14 protein-coding genes and 1 tRNA gene are annotated in these 15118 nt (G+C 66.8%); 11 read left to right on the plus strand and 4 right to left on the minus strand.

The genetic code is table 11. The features are described from left to right. Positions 1–99: 99 nt before the first annotated feature. The 4 genes from ttcA to rpmH form a co-directional block, all read right to left on the minus strand. Positions 100–978, minus strand: coding sequence for a tRNA 2-thiocytidine(32) synthetase TtcA (gene ttcA / locus EYE42_RS12540; protein ID WP_130991658.1), 879 nt, complete (start codon positions 976–978; stop codon positions 100–102). Then, positions 968–1225, minus strand: a complete 258-nt coding sequence (gene yidD / locus EYE42_RS12545) for a membrane protein insertion efficiency factor YidD (protein ID WP_130991659.1) — start codon at positions 1223–1225, stop codon at positions 968–970. Before yidD ends, ttcA begins: the two co-directional genes overlap by 11 nt. After that, positions 1222–1557, minus strand: a complete 336-nt coding sequence (gene rnpA / locus EYE42_RS12550; protein WP_246020781.1) for a ribonuclease P protein component — start codon at positions 1555–1557, stop codon at positions 1222–1224. The genes yidD and rnpA overlap by 4 nt, the downstream gene beginning before the upstream one ends. A gap of 110 nt (positions 1558–1667) precedes the next feature. Further along, positions 1668–1802: a 50S ribosomal protein L34 gene (rpmH, locus tag EYE42_RS12555; protein ID WP_089386361.1), complete on the minus strand. Its 135-nt coding sequence runs from the start codon at positions 1800–1802 to the stop codon at positions 1668–1670. Positions 1803–2063: 261 nt separating this feature from the next. Here rpmH and EYE42_RS12560 point away from each other — a divergent pair, with 261 nt between their 5' ends. The 11 genes from EYE42_RS12560 to nusG all read left to right on the plus strand — a co-directional run bounded on the left by EYE42_RS12560 (position 2064) and on the right by nusG (position 15048). Next, positions 2064–3485 (plus strand): sensor histidine kinase, encoded by a 1422-nt coding sequence (locus tag EYE42_RS12560; protein ID WP_130991661.1) that lies wholly within the window; start codon positions 2064–2066, stop codon positions 3483–3485. 76 nt (positions 3486–3561) lie between these two features. Then, positions 3562–3638 (plus strand) — tRNA-Arg (locus EYE42_RS12565). A 183-nt stretch (positions 3639–3821) separates the two neighbouring features. After that, positions 3822–5054 carry a 3-deoxy-D-manno-octulosonic acid transferase gene (locus tag EYE42_RS16505; protein ID WP_130991662.1) on the plus strand — a complete coding sequence of 411 codons (1233 nt, stop codon included), beginning with the start codon at positions 3822–3824 and terminating at the stop codon, positions 5052–5054. Continuing rightward, positions 5051–5458 (plus strand): DUF1178 family protein, encoded by a 408-nt coding sequence (locus EYE42_RS12575; protein ID WP_130991663.1) that lies wholly within the window; start codon positions 5051–5053, stop codon positions 5456–5458. The genes EYE42_RS16505 and EYE42_RS12575 overlap by 4 nt, the downstream gene beginning before the upstream one ends. 108 nt (positions 5459–5566) lie before the next feature. Beyond that, positions 5567–6823: an aspartate kinase gene (locus EYE42_RS12580; protein ID WP_130991664.1), complete on the plus strand. Its 1257-nt coding sequence runs from the start codon at positions 5567–5569 to the stop codon at positions 6821–6823. Between the two features lie 62 nt (positions 6824–6885). Beyond that, positions 6886–9132: a phosphoenolpyruvate--protein phosphotransferase gene (gene ptsP, locus EYE42_RS12585; protein WP_130991692.1), complete on the plus strand. Its 2247-nt coding sequence runs from the start codon at positions 6886–6888 to the stop codon at positions 9130–9132. A gap of 146 nt (positions 9133–9278) precedes the next feature. Next, positions 9279–10856 carry an OpgD/OpgG family glucan biosynthesis protein gene (locus EYE42_RS12590; RefSeq protein WP_130991665.1) on the plus strand — a complete coding sequence of 526 codons (1578 nt, stop codon included), beginning with the start codon at positions 9279–9281 and terminating at the stop codon, positions 10854–10856. A gap of 6 nt (positions 10857–10862) precedes the next feature. Then, positions 10863–12953, plus strand: a complete 2091-nt coding sequence (mdoH, locus tag EYE42_RS12595; RefSeq protein WP_130991666.1) for a glucans biosynthesis glucosyltransferase MdoH — start codon at positions 10863–10865, stop codon at positions 12951–12953. Continuing rightward, on the plus strand, positions 12950–14080 hold the full coding sequence (opgC, locus tag EYE42_RS12600) for an OpgC domain-containing protein (RefSeq protein WP_130991667.1): 1131 nt from the start codon (positions 12950–12952) through the stop codon (positions 14078–14080). Before mdoH ends, opgC begins: the two co-directional genes overlap by 4 nt. Positions 14081–14145: 65 nt before the next feature. Next, the gene (gene secE / locus EYE42_RS12605) at positions 14146–14340 is read left to right on the plus strand and encodes a preprotein translocase subunit SecE (RefSeq protein WP_130991668.1); all 195 of its coding nucleotides are present in this window, start codon (positions 14146–14148) and stop codon (positions 14338–14340) included. 171 nt (positions 14341–14511) lie between these two features. Next, entirely contained in the window at positions 14512–15048 is a 537-nt protein-coding gene (gene nusG / locus EYE42_RS12610; RefSeq protein ID WP_130991669.1) for a transcription termination/antitermination protein NusG, read from the plus strand. Positions 15049–15118: the final 70 nt, after the last annotated feature.

The raw sequence follows: 15118 nt of genomic DNA on the forward strand, positions 1-15118 counted from the left end.
AAGCCTTTGCCTGTCAGTCGCGCCGCTTCAACAGAAGGGGCGCCTAAAGGTCAAGCGGATTTGCCGGAACCGCCAGCGTCGGCACGGATTGCCAATGCGTCAGATGTCCCCCAACCGCGGAACGTCGTCCGTCTTTTCGGCATCCATGCCGGGGAACAGCCCGGAAAAGTCGAACAGCTTCGGGTCCAGCAGATGCGAGGGGCGCACGTTCATCAGCGACCGGAACATGACCTGACGGCGGCCCGGCGTGCGGCTTTCCCATTCGTCCAGCAGCCGTTTCACCTGCACGCGTTGGAGCCCCTCCTGGCTGCCGCACAGATCGCAGGGGATGATGGGATAGTTCATGGCGCGCGCGAACCGCTCGCAATCGGCCTCGGCCACATAGGCCAGGGGGCGCAACACGGTCAGGTCGCCGTCCTCGTTCAGCAGCTTGGGCGGCATGGTCGCCAGCCGGCCGCCGTGGAACAGGTTCATGAAAAAGGTTTCCAGGATGTCGTCGCGGTGATGGCCCAGCACCACGGCCGAGCAGCCCTCCTCGCGCGCGATGCGGTACAGGTTGCCCCGGCGCAGGCGCGAACACAGCGAACACATCGTTCCGCCCGGCGCGATCTTGTCGGTGACGACCGAATAGGTGTCCTGGTATTCGATCCGGTGCGCCACGCCGCGTTCGGTCAGGAATTCCGGCAGCACGGTCGCCGGAAAGTTCGGCTGGCCCTGATCCAGGTTGCAGGCCAAAAGGTCCACCGGCAGCAGCCCGCGCCATTTCAGCTCGTGCAGCACCGCCAGCAGGGTATAGCTGTCCTTGCCGCCCGACAGGCAGATCAGCCAGCGATCGCCGGGACGGACCATGCCGTAATCGCTGATCGCGGCGCGGGTTTCGCGCACCAGCCGCTTGCGCAGCTTGCGGAACTCGGTCGATGAGGGCGCGCCCGCGAACAGCGGATGGATCTCGGTCAGGTCGTCGGTATCATCCAGCATCAGAGGGCCTTTCGTGGTCGGGATCGGCGCCGGGCACCGGGTCATAGCCCGCGCCGCCCCAGGGATGGCAGCGCCCGATGCGGCGCGTCGCCAGCCAGCCGCCCCTGATTGCGCCATGGCGGGCCAGGGCATCCAGGGCATAGGCCGAACAGGTCGGCTGGAACCGGCAGCCATGCCCCACCCAGGCCGAGGCGATCAGCCGATAGCCCCGCACCGGCAGCGCGACCAGATGGGCCAGCGGGCTCATGAATGGATCTTTCGCAGGGCGGCGGTCAGGTCGCGGCACAGGTCGGCGAAAGGGCGTGTTGCCGTGGCCTCGGGCCGGCCGACAAGAACATAATCCCACCCCTGCCGCGCGCCCTGCGGCAAATGCAGCCGCGCGGCCTCTCGCAACCGGCGCTTGGCCCGGTTGCGCATCACCGCATTGCCGATCTTCTTGGAGCAGGTGAAGCCGACGCGGAACGGACCGCTGTCGCCGCGGTCGCGGGCCTGCAGCAGAAATCCCGGCGTGCCCTGGCGCAGGGCGCGCGACGCCGCCAGGAAATCGGCGCGCTTGGCGATGACCGGCGGCATGGCCATGCGAAATGCCGCCCCGCCATCATCCTTGGGCCACAGGGGGGCAACAGGATGGGGCAGGGGCGGCATGTCGGCAGCCTTCGGATCGGCGGGACGGGACCCGCCGCACGGGATCAGGCCGACAGGCGCTTGCGGCCCTTGGCGCGGCGGCGGTTCAGCACCAACTGGCCGCCTTTGGTCGCCATGCGGGCGCGAAAGCCGTGACGGCGCGCACGAACGAGATTCGAGGGTTGAAAAGTGCGCTTCATGGTCAGTCTCCGGGTGTCCTGCGGGTGGCGGGCGGCAGCAGGAGGACATCGTTAAATCCCGCCCTGCGCGCAAACGCGCCGGTTGTTGGAAGCCCGCCGCATAGATCACCATGCCCGCCGCGTCAACAAAAAAGCCAGGGGATTGTGCCACATCTGGTTTCTGTCCGACAGGAACCGACATATGATCACATTCGTTTGATGTGCAATGCGCCGCCGCCGGACCGAAACACGCGTATTCGACGCGACGATATCCAAGATACAATGCGAGTGAATACCATCTCTGGCCGATTCGCCGCGCTGACGATTATTTTCGTCATGCTGGCCGAACTGTTCATCCTGCTGCCAGCCCTGGCCAGCTTTCGGCTGGACTATCTCGAATCGCGGCTGGAGCGTGCGCAGATCGCCAGCCTTGCCGGGCTGGCGACCGATGAATCCATCGCCGATGACTTGGAATCAGAGTTGCTGCGGAATGCGGGGGTTCTCAACGTCGTGCTGCGGCGCAGCGACATCCGCCAACTTGTGTTGTCGTCGCGTATCCCGGCGCCGGTCGCGCAGACTTTCGACCTGCGCGAGGACGGCGTGGCGCAAACCATCGATGACGCGCTGCGCACCCTGGCAAATCCCCGCAACGAGGTCATCCGGGTCATCGGCGCGCCGGTCAACCAGGCAGGGCAGTTGATCGAGATCACCATGGAAACCGCGCCCCTGCGCGCGGCGATGATCGACTATGGCCTGAGGCTGCTGGCGGTGTCGGCGGCGTTTTCGATCCTGACAGCGATTCTTCTGAACCTGGCGGTGCAAAGGCTGGTGCTGGTTCCGATCCGCCGCGTCATCAGCCACATGGTGTCCTATGCCGAGGCACCCGAAGACCCCCGCCAGATCATCACCCCCGACGCCCGGCTGGCCGAACTGCGCGATGCCGAGACGGCATTGGCAACCATGCAGAAGACCGTCACATCGTCCCTGCGGCAAAAGGAACGCATGGCCCAACTGGGGCAGGCGGTGGCCAAGATCAGTCACGATCTGCGCAACATCCTGACCACCGCGCAGATCTTTGCCGACCGGCTCGAGGACAGCGGCGATCCCAAGGTCCGCCGCGCGGCGCCGAAGCTGGTCAATTCGATCACCCGCGCGGTGAACCTGTGCGAAACGACCCTGGCCTTCGGCAAGGCCGAGGAACCGGCGCCCACGCTGTCGCGCTTTCCCTTGGCCCCGCTGGCGGCCGAGGTGGTCGAGGCCGAATCGCTGGCCTGCGGCGAGGGCGCGCAGATCGAATTCCTGCTGGACATTCCCCCGGCGCTGACGATCCGGGCCGACCGCGACCAGCTTTACCGGGTGCTGACGAACCTGGCCCGCAATGCGCGCCAGGCCATCGAGGGAACCGGCAAGCCCGGCGCCATCGAGATCGGCGCCGGCGAAACCGACAACGACTGGTGGATCAGGGTGGGCGATACCGGTCCTGGCCTGCCAGAACGGGCGCGCGAGTATCTGTTCAAGCCCTTCAGCGGCAGTGTGCGGAAAGGCGGCACCGGGCTTGGCCTGACCATTGCCGCCGACCTGATCCGGGGCCATGGGGGACGGCTGGAACTGGTCCGCAGCACTGACGAGGGCAGCGAATTCATGATCCATATCCCGCGTGACATGGTGGTGATGCCGCTTCGCCAGGCGGCCGGCTTGCGATAACGGCGGGGCAGCCCAGTTTTTTGCCCCCGCCCCCTTGCATCCCCGGAACGGGGCGGATAGACCACCGCCCTACGACGGACCCGTAGCTCAGCTGGATAGAGCACCAGACTACGAATCTGGGGGTCGGGCGTTCGAATCGCTCCGGGTCCGCCAGTGCCTGTCCTGTATCTAGAAAACTCCCACCAGATACAGGATGATGATGACAATCACCGGCACGCCCAGCCACCAGGCAACAAGACCTTTCATGGATACCTCCCTTTCGATGTGATTGCAGGGCAACGTCGCGTTGCCGCAAGGGTTCCGTCGATCCGGTTCTTGTCCTATGGCGTGCAAGCCATGATCCATCGGACCCTAGCCTGTGTCGTCGAAGCCGGTCTGCGTCTGCGCGCCTTGTCGCGCGGGCAGCAGGCGCTGCGCCAGCGTCTGGCAGAGCCGCCGCCACAGCGGGCGGATATCTGGGTTCATGCGGCCTCGGTGGGGGAACTGACCTCGGCCCGGCCAATCGTCGCGGCGTTGTCGCGGACCCATTCCGTTCTGGTGACGACCAACACGCCGACGGCGCGCGACATGGCGCAGGGCTGGGGGTGGACGGCCCGGCTGGCGCCCCTGGATGTGCCCGGCGCGCTGGCGCGTTTCCTCGACGGCGCCCGGCCCCGGTTGCAGATCACCGTCGAGGGCGAGTTCTGGCCCCTGCGGTCACGGATGCTGGCCCACCGCGCCATTCCGCAGGCGGTGATCGGGGCGCGGATCTCGCAACGGTCGGCCAACCGGTGGGCACGAGTGCCGCGCATGATCCGGCCGGTCCTGGAACGGCTGGCGGTGCTGTCGGCCCAGGATGCCGGCAGCGAGGCGCGGCTGCGGTCGCTGGGCCTGCCCCCCGCCGCGATCCTGCCCTGGCTGGACCTGAAGCTGCTGACCCCCGCGCAGGTGGTGCCGCCCCCGCCGTCGCCCGACCGCGATCGGACGTTTCTGGCCGCGTCGACCCACGAGGGCGAGGAGGCACAGGCCCTGGACGCCTGGATGCAGGCCCGCCGACAGCGCCCGGACCTGCGCCTGATCCTGGCGATCCGCCACCCCCGGCGGGGGGACGAGGTCGCGGCGCTGCTGGCGCAACGCGGCCTGTGCTTTGCGCGCCGGTCCCGCGACCAGGTGTCTGGCGAGGTGCTGCTGGTCGATGTGCTGGGGGAAATGGACCGCTGGTATGCGGCGGCGGGCCTGTGCCTTGTCGGCGGCTCGTTGGCCGACCGCGGCGGCCATACCCCGTGGGAGCCCGCGGCCCATGGTTCAGCCATCCTTCACGGGGCGCATGTCGCCAACTTCCGCGATGCCTATGCGCTTCTGGATGGGGCGGGCGCGGCGCAGCCGGTCGATGCGGGGTCGCTGGGCGGCCATCTGGCCCGTCTTGCAGCCGACGATCCCGGACGGGCGCGGGCCATGGGGCAGGCCGCCCGCCGCATCTTGACCGAGCGGGCCGGCGATCCGGCAGCCCTGATCGACCGGCTGCGCCAGCTTGCGGGCGACCCTGGCCAACCCGATATAGGGGACGGAAAGCAGGGGTTCGACCGATGATCCGTTACACGCTGCGCTGCGACAAGGGCCATGACTTCGAGGGCTGGTTCCGGTCCTCGGACGCGTTCGACACGACGCATGCCGCCGGCCATGTCGCCTGCACCCAATGCGGATCGGTCGCGGTGCGGAAATCCCTGATGGCCCCCGCCGTTCCCGCGCAGTCCGGGGCAGAACCCCGGATCAGCCCCATGGAGGCCGCGCTGCAGGCCCTGCGCCGCGAGGTCGAGGCGAATTCCGATTATGTCGGCCTGAAATTCGCCGACGAGGCCCGCGCCATCCACGAGGGCCGCGCCCCCGGCCGCGCCATCCACGGCGAGGCCCGCCCCGAGGAGGCGCGCAAGCTGCTGGAGGAGGGGGTGCCGGTCGCGCCCTTGCCGTTCATTCCCCGCCAGAAGGCCAACTGAGGGCGATTTTGCGGCAGGCCGCCCGCCAACCCCTTTCCACCCTTGCGGTTTCGCCCCCCCGCCCATAAAAGCCGCGCCGACACAAACCCCCTTGGCTGGAGGCACGGGATGCCGCTTCTGGTGATGAAATTCGGCGGCACGTCGGTGGCCGACCTGGACCGCATCAAGAACGCCGCCCTCAAGGTGCAGCGCGAGGTGGATCGCGGCTATGACGTCATCGTCATCGTCAGCGCCATGTCGGGCAAGACCAACGAACTGGTGGGCTGGGTCGAACAGACGTCGCCCCTGTTCGACGCACGCGAATACGACGCGGTGGTCAGTTCCGGCGAAAACGTGACCGCCGGCCTGATGGCGCTGACCTTGCAGGAACTGGGCGTGCCCGCGCGCAGTTGGCAGGGCTGGCAGGTGCCGATCAATACCACGGCCCAGCATTCGGCCGCGCGGTTCGTGGACATTCCGCGCACCAACATCGACCAGAAGTTCGCCGAGGGGTTCAAGGTCGCCGTGGTTGCGGGCTTCCAGGGGCTTGGGCCCGACGGGCGCATCACCACGCTGGGCCGGGGCGGGTCGGACACGACCGCCGTGGCCTTTGCGGCGGCCTTTGGGGCGGAACGCTGCGACATCTATACCGATGTGGACGGCGTCTACACCACCGATCCGCGCATCACCACCAAGGCCCGCAAGCTGGACCGGATCGCCTTCGAGGAGATGCTGGAACTGGCGTCGCTGGGCGCCAAGGTCCTACAAACCCGGTCGGTCGAACTGGCGATGCGCTACAAGGTGCGGCTGCGCGTGCTATCCTCGTTCGGGGATACGGACGAAAATTCGGGCACGCTGATCTGTGCCGAGGAGGAAATCATGGAATCGAAAGTCGTCAACGGCGTCGCCTCGTCGCGCGACGAAGCCAAGATCACCCTGGTCACGGTCGAGGACCGTCCCGGCATTTCCGCAGCCATCTTTGCCCCGCTGGCCGAGGCGGGGGTGAATGTGGACATGATCGTCCAGAACATTTCCGAAAAGGATTACGAAGACCACCCCGGCTCGGTGACGGACATGACCTTTTCGGTTCCGATCAACCAGGTCGAGCGCGCCAAGCGCGCGATGGAGGATGCCAAGGCCGCGGGCCAGATCGCCTATGACGATCTGGTGGTCGATACCGAGGTCGCCAAGGTGTCGGTCGTGGGAATCGGGATGCGCAGCCATGCGGGCGTCGCGGCGCGCATGTTCAAGGCGCTTGCCGATGAAAACGTCAACATCAAGGTCATTTCCACCAGCGAGATCAAGATTTCGGTGCTGATCGACCGTAAATATATGGAACTGGCCGTGCAGGCGCTGCATGATGCCTTTGGCCTGGAGACGGCCTGACATCATTCCGGCAGCCCCGCCCGAGGGGCTGAGGGCTTTCGGCAATGCAGGGCGGGCAGGCGATGCAGGATCGCAAGGACAGCGACTCGCGCAAGTTGCTGAAACGGCTAAAGGACATCCTGGCGGCCCCTGGTGGCGGCCAGGACCGGCTTGACCAGATCACCTATCACATCGCCGATTCGATGGGCACGCAGGTCTGTTCCATCTATCTGTTCCGCGACGCCAATACCCTCGAGTTGTGCGCAACCGAGGGTCTGCGGGCCGAGTCCGTCCATCGCATCCGCCTGCGCCTGGGCGAGGGTCTGGTCGGGCGCGTGGCCCGCACCGGCCGGTATGTGAACACCGCCGACGCGCCGTCCGAGCCCGGTTTCCGGTTCATGCCCGAGACGGGCGAGGAGGTGTTTCCCAGCTTTCTGGGCGTGCCGATCCAGCGGGTCGGCGAGCGTCTGGGCGTGCTGGTCGTGCAGTGCCGCGAGCCGCGGCTGTTTTCCGAAGACGAGATCTATGGTCTCGAGGTCGTGGCCATGGTGCTGGCCGAGATGACCGAACTGGGTGTGTTCCAGGGCGGCCACGCCGATGGAATGCCCCCCGCGCACCGGTTTCCCCTGATGATCCGCGGCGCCACCGCGCAGGAGGGCGCGGCCGAGGGATGCGTCTGGCTGCACGAGGCGCGGGTGGTCGTGACCAACCCGGTGGGCGACGATCCCGACCGGGAACTGGTGCGCCTGCACGAGGGTGTCGCCATGCTGCGCAGCACCGTCGACAAGATGGTTGCCGCCGCCGATATGGGCGGCGAGGGCGAACACACGGCCGTCATGGAAGCCTACCGGATGTTCGCCAACTCGCGGAGCTGGCTGAAGCGGATGGAAGAGGATATCCGGCTTGGCCTGTCTGCCGAGGCTGCGGTGGAAAAGGAACAGTCCGCCGCCCGCGCCCGGCTGGAGATGGCTGCCGATCCCTATCTGCGCGACCGTCTGCACGACCTGGACGACCTGTCGAACCGGCTTTTGCGCATCCTGACGGGGCAAGGGGCCAATACCGGTGCGGCGATGCCCGGCAATCCGATCCTGGTGGCCCGCAACATCGGCCCGGCGGAACTGCTGGAATACGGGCGCAGGCTGCGGGGCGTCGTGCTGGAGGAGGGCTCGGTCGGCAGCCATGCGGCCATCGTGGCCCGCGCCCTGGCGATTCCGCTGGTCATCCACGCCAGCCGCATCACGACCGAGGCGTTGAACGGCGATACGATCCTGGTCGATGGCGATCAGGGCATCGTCCATCTGCGCCCCGAGGAATCGGTCCACAAGGCGTTTCTGGACAAGATCGCCATGCAGGCCGAGGCGCAGAACCGCTATGCCAGCCTGCGCAACCTGCCCGCCACCGGAACCTGCGGCACCACCGTGCAGCTTTACATGAACGCCGGCCTGATGGCCGACCTGCCGTCGCTGGCCGGATCGGGGGCCGAGGGGGTGGGCCTGTTCCGGACCGAATTGCAGTTCCTGATCCGAAACCATGTTCCCCGTCGTGCCGAACTGGCCGAACTCTACCGCCGTGTTCTGGACAATGCCCAGGGCAGGCTGGTGATGTTCCGCACGCTGGACATCGGCTCTGACAAGGTCCTGCCCTACATGAAGCCGCAGGACGAGCCGAACCCCGCAATGGGCTGGCGCGCGATCCGGGTGGGCCTGGACAAGCGCGGCGTGCTGCGGATGCAGTTGCAGGCGCTGATCCGCGCATCGGTCGGGCGGCCCCTGCATGTGATGTTCCCGTTCATCGCCGACATCAGCGAATACGAGGCCGCCTATCGCATCCTGATGCAGGAACTGTCGCGCGAGCAGCGCATGGGTCATCCGATGCCGACCGACATCCGCGTGGGCGCTATGCTGGAAACGCCGTCGATGGCCTTTGCGCCCCAGAAGTTCTTCGAGATGTGCGACTTCATCTCGGTCGGGGGCAACGACCTCAAGCAGTTCTTCTTTGCCGCCGACCGCGAGAACGAACGGGTGCGACGGCGCTATGACACGCTCAGTTCGTCCTTTCTGCTGCTGTTGCGCCAGATCGTTGCGCGCTGCGACGAGGCGCGGGTGCCCTTGTCCTTTTGTGGCGAGGATGCGGGCCGCCCGGTCGAGGCACTGGTCTTTGCCGCGCTGGGCATCCGGCGCCTGTCCATGCGCCCGGCCTCGATCGGGCCGGTCAAGCACCTGATCCGCCGTGTGTCGATCGCGGATCTGCGCAAGATCGTTGACGAGCATCTTGATTCCGGGCGGCCCAACCTGCGGGGGCCGGTGACGGAATGGCTGGCACGACAATAGGCGGAATGGCGCAAAAGCGGGCGGCAAGCCATGGGCTAAGGCGTCTTTCCCGCAACCGCCGGTGGAATGCGCGCCATCGCCTTGCGCCTTGCTGCTGCGCGGCGTCGCCCTTATAATGAAACGGTTTTTGGCAACCATCACCCGACATGAAGCGCCGTCAATTTCTCAACGCTGCCACTGCCCTGGCCGCAGGCGGTTCGCTTGCCGTCGTTCCGGTGCAGGCGCAGACCCCGCCGGGCGATGCCGGGCCTGACACTGCCGCGGGCGCCCCAGCCCCGGCGCCCGCCCCTGCTGTCTTTGGCTTCGAGGAGGTAGCGGCGCTTGCGTCCGAACGTGCCGCGCGGGCCTTTCGGCAGCCGGTGTCCGACCTGGTGGGCAGCTTTGCCGACCTGAACTATGACCAGTACCGGGCCATCCGGTTCCGTCGCGACCAAGACCCGCTGGCGGGCCATCCGCGATTCGGCATGGACCTGCTGCCGCCGGGGTCGATCTTTTATGAGCCGGTCAACATCAGCGTGGTGCGGGGCGGTGTGCCCGAACGAATCGGCTTTGATCCGGCCATGCTGGACTTCGACCCCGCGCAGTTTCCCGACGGCCCCGACCTGCAGGCGCGCGGGGACATGGGCTGGTCCGGGTTCAGGCTGCGCACGGTGCTGAACCGGCCCGGCGTGATGGACGAATTCCTGGTCTTCCAGGGGGCGTCCTATTTCCGGGCGGTCGCGCGGGGCACGATCTATGGCCTGTCGGCGCGCGGTCTGGCCATCAAGACCGGCAGCCCCGATGGCGAGGAATTTCCGCTGTTCACCGATTTCTGGGTGCATGAACCCGACGGTGCGGCGGACCGGGTGCGCATCCACGCCCTGCTGGACAGCCCATCGGTCGCGGGCGCCTATGAATTCGAGGTGAACCCCGGCGCGGTGACCATGATCCGGGTGCGGCTGGCGCTGTTTCCGCGCGTCGATCTGCGCGAAACGGGAATCGCGCCGCTGACCTCGATGTTCTGGTTCAGTCCCGCCAGCCGGCGCGAGGTGGACGATTACCGCCCCGCCGTTCACGACAGCGACGGTCTGCAGATGCACACGGGGGCCGGGCAGGCGCTGTGGCGAACCCTGGCCGCGCACAAGACATTGCAGATCTCTTCATTCATGGACAATGATCCGCGCGGCTTCGGCCTGATCCAGCGCCATCGCGACTTTGCCGATTATCAGGACGCCGAGGCCCTGTATCACCTGCGCCCGTCCGCCTGGATCCAGCCCGATGACGGCTGGGGCGAGGGCGAGGTTCGTCTGATCGAAATCCCGGTGGACAACGAATTCAACGACAACATCGTGTCGTACTGGATCCCCAAGGAGCCGATGGCCCGCGAGCAGCGTCATGAGTTCCGGTATCGCCTGTCGTTTCTGGCCCTGCCGCCGAACGACCTGCCGCTTGCACGCGTGCTGGACGTGCGGACCGGCCGATCCGTCAATGCGCCCGACCTGCGCAGCGTGATGATCGACTTCGACCTGTCGCTGTTTGGCGACGTCCTGCCGGAATCGCGGGTCACGACCTCGGCCGGGGACATCCCTCATGCCTATCTCAAGCCGCTTCCCCACGAGGGGGTGCTGCGGCTGGCGCTGGAGTTCCGGCCGGGCGACGCCGCTCTTGCCGAATTGCAGGCGGTGCTGACCAATGCCGAAGGGGTCGCTCTCAGCGAAACCTGGCTTGCGCGCTGGACGGCCTGAGTCGGAATGACAGCGCAATCCGTTCCTGTGGTGCCGATGCCCGCCACCCCGCCCGAGACGCCTGTTGCCATGCCCGTCCAGGATTTCGGGACGGCACCCGCATTGGCCTTTGCCCGCCAGCGCAACGGCTGGCGGGTCTGGGGGGCGCGGCTGGTGGCCTTTGGCGGCGCGGCGGCGATTGCCGTGATGGGGTTTCTGCAGATGCTGGAAACCTTTGGCGACAGCCCTACGCCGATGCAATGGGCGCTGCTGGTGCTGTTCGTGCCGACATTCGCCTGGGTGGGGTTTTCCTTTTGCGGGGTTCTGGCGGGTCTTTTCGCGCCGCGTCTGACCACGCCCGATGGCCCGAACGATGCGCGGGTCGCCGTCGTCATGCCCATCTACCACGAGGATGCGGCCCGAAGCATCGGCCTGCTGACCGCCCTGGCCCACGAGATCGCCCGCGAGGGGATGGCCGGCCGGACCGAGATTTTCGTTCTGTCGGACAGCCGCGATCCGGTCATCGCCGTCAACGAGACCCTGGTGATCGACGCGGCCCGCAAGCTGTCGCCCTTGCCGATCTGGTATCGCCGCCGCGTCACCAACGAGGATCGCAAGACCGGCAATATCGGCGATTTCGTGCGCCGTTGGGGCGGACGCTATGACCAGATGGTGGTGCTGGACGCCGACAGCGTCATGACCGGCGCCACGATCCGCGACCTGTCCGCCCGGATGAACGCCGATCCCCGGCTGGCGCTGATCCAGACCATGCCGATCCTGGTGGGGGGCGAGACGATCTTTGCCCGCCTGACCCAGTTTGCGGGCCGCGTCTATGGTCCGATGATCGCGCGGGGCGTGTCGGCCTGGTCGGGGGATACCGGCAATTTCTGGGGCCACAACGCCATCATCCGCATGGCGGCCTTTGCATCCGCCTGCGGCCTGCCGCGCCTGCCCGGCAGGCCGCCCTTCGGGGGCACCATCCTGTCGCACGATTTCGTCGAGGCCGCCGCCCTGTGCCGCGCGGGCTGGAAGGTGCGGCTGGACCACGACCTGCGCGGCAGTTTCGAGGGCTGCCCGCCCACGCTGTTGGACATGGCCGCCCGCGAACGGCGCTGGGCACAAGGCAATCTCCAGCATTCGCGCCTGTTCGGGATGCGCGGCGCCCGCGCCGTCACGCTGGCGCATTTCGCCATCGGCATCCTGGGTTTCGCCATGAGTCCGCTGTGGCTTGCGCTGATCCTGGTGGGGCTGGTTCTGTCGGCGACCGTGCTGCTGTCCACGCCCGAATATTTCCCGACCGCCTATCAGCTTTTCCCGGACTGGCCGGTGTTCGATGCCCGGCGCATGTTCTGGCTGTTCGTGGCGGCCATGGCGTTCCTGCTGCTGCCCAAGCTGATCGCCACCGCGCGCGCCTGGGCCAGGCCGCTGGCCCGCAATTCGGGCGGGCCGGTGCGCATCCTGGCCAGTTCCCTGTTCGAGATCCTGCTGTCCACGCTGATCGCCCCCGTGCAGATGCTGATCCAGACGCGCCAGATCTATGAAATCCTGCGCGGGCGCGACAGCGGCTGGAACGCCCAGGCGCGCGCCGGTTCCATGCCCGACTGGAGCGTCGTGATCGCCCGGCACTGGGTGCATGTGCTGCTGGGAATCGGCACGCTGATCGTGCTGGCGCAGTTCTCGCCCGCGCAACTGATCTGGCTGTCGCCGATCCTGGCGGGGTTGATCCTGTCGCCTCTGACCTCGCGCTATTCGGCAAGCCCGGTGTTCGGGCGTTGGGCACGGATGCGCGGCCTTCTGGTCACGCCCGAGGAACGCGATCCCCCCGCGATCCTGTCGGAAGCCTCGGCGGTGGTGCGGTCCATGCCCCGGCCGCTGCGGAACGCCGAGGGTCTGCTGCGTCTGGCCGGCGACCCGTCGCTGATCGACCGGCATGTTGCGCTCCTGCCCGCCGATCCCGACCTGCCCCCGGCCAGGCGGTTGGACCGGATCACCGCCGGGGCCAAGATCGCCCATGCCCGCGGCCGGGCCGAGGCCCTGTCCACGCTGACCCGGGACGAAACCGACGCGCTGGTATCGGACGACGCCTTGCTGCGTCAGTGGAGCGCCCTTCCAGAATGAAGCGCCTGATTGCCCTGGACATGCTGCGCGGCTACGCGCTGGTCTGCATCATGCTGGACCACATGCCGTTATCGGCGCTGCGGTCCTTCACGCTGGCCAATTTCTCGATCTTCGACGCGGCGGAACTGTTCGTGCTGCTGTCGGGCTTTCTGGTCGGCATGGTCTGGCAGTCGGTCGAGCGCAGGCAGGGCGCGCGCGCCGTGCAATGGCGGTTCGCCCGCCGCGCCTTCGAGGTGTGGCGCGCCCTTGTGTTCGGCGGCATGGCGATGGCCCTGGTATCGGCGGGCCTGCTGGCGCTGGACCTGGATCATACCGCGATCTGGCATCAGTACGCCGTCTGGGTTCTGGAAAATCCTCTGGGCTTTCTGGGGGTTCTGGCGACCCTGTGGTTGCAGCCGAACCTTCTGGACGTTCTGGCGGTCTATGTGATCCTTCTGGCCTCGGTTCCGCTTCTGGTGCCGATGATGCAGCGCTATCTGGCGGGCTTTGCCGCCGTCTCGTTCACGGTCTGGTGTCTGGCGCCGGTGCTGAACGCATTCGTGCCCAACCACCGGCTGGGCGGCCTGCTGTTCAACCCCTTCGGCTGGCAGATGCTGTTCTTTTCGGGCATCGCCATGGGCCTGTTCCGCCAGCAGCTCATGCCCATGCTGATGCCGCACCGGCGGCTGCTGACGATCCTGTCCACCGGCATGTTCCTGTTCGGCACGGCGATCATCGTCGGTGCCAAGATCGGCGAACCGGCGCTGCCTTTCCGCGACGCCCTGCGCCTGATCTATGGGGGCGAGATCAACAAGTGGGATCTGGACGGCACACGCTATATGGCGATCATGGCGGCAACCTGGCTGGTGGCCGTGCCGCTTGCCGGAATCACAGAGCGTATGGCCGCAAGCCGGCTGGGCGTGGCCTTGCAGCAGATCGGCCGAGGTGGCCTGTTCGCGTTTCTGGTCTGCGTCCTTCTGTCGGTGTTGGGCGACGCGTTCCAGATGAACCCCCCCGGCGCCGGCCTGCTGCGGCGCATGGCTGTGGATGTCTGGGCGATGCTGGCGCTGTGGTGGGCCTCGGCCGTCTGGCTGCGATATGGCGCGCCCTGGCAGATGTCGATCCGGTTGCGCCGGCAGCCCGGCTGATGATGCAGGCTTGAATCGCGACGCCCGCAGGGATACACGGACCCCTGATTTCGAAGGAGCCTGCCGTGGCCAATCCCGTCCAGTTCATCAATCAGGTCCGCGCCGAAGCCGCCAAGATCGTCTGGCCCACCCGGCGCGAGGTGGTGACGACCACCATCATGGTGCTGATCCTGGCGGCGTTGTTCAGCGTGGTCTTTTCGCTGGTCGATCTGGTGATCCGATTGGGAATCACCGAAGGGCTGCGCCTGATCAGCGTCTGATCGGGCTTGCATTCCAGACCGCACGGGGGTATTTGCCCCCGACTGTCCGATAGCGGCGTGCATCGAATGATCGTGCGCGCCGATTTCGATTTTGGCGGACGCATGGGAATTCAGGGGGTTGCCCGGTCGCCGGGTGATTCCCGTTCAGACGAACAGGGGTTTGATCGGAACATGGCAAAGCGTTGGTATTCGGTCAGCGTCCTGTCGAACTTTGAAAAGAAGGTCGCCGAGGCGATCCGGCAGGCTGTCGCCGAAAAGGGTCTGGAAGACCAGATCGACGAGGTGCTGGTCCCGACCGAGGAAGTGATCGAGATCCGGCGCGGCAAGAAGGTGACGTCCGAGCGCCGCTTCATGCCGGGCTATGTGCTGGTCCACATGGACATGTCGGACCGGACCTATCATCTGGTGAATTCCATCAATCGGGTGACGGGATTCCTGGGCGCGCAGGGCAAGCCGATGCCGATGCGCGACGACGAGGTGAATGCGATGCTGAACCGGGGCGGAACGGGCGAGGCCGCGGCCCCGCGCAACCTGATCCGCTTCGAGATCGGCGAAAAGGTCAATGTGACCGACGGGCCGTTCGACGGCTTTTCGGGCATGGTCGAGGAGGTGGACGAGTCGTCCTCGCGCCTCAAGGTCACGGTGTCGATCTTTGGCCGGCCCACGCCGGTCGAACTGGAATTCACGCAGGTCTCAAAGGCCTCGTGATCGTGTGCGGGAGGCGCCGGTTCCCTGGGAACCACGCCGCACCGCTAAGTCGGCCCCGGTGTGGGGCGTG

The sequence above is a fragment of the Paracoccus subflavus genome, from assembly GCF_004310345.1.
Lineage (GTDB): Bacteria > Pseudomonadota > Alphaproteobacteria > Rhodobacterales > Rhodobacteraceae > Paracoccus > Paracoccus subflavus.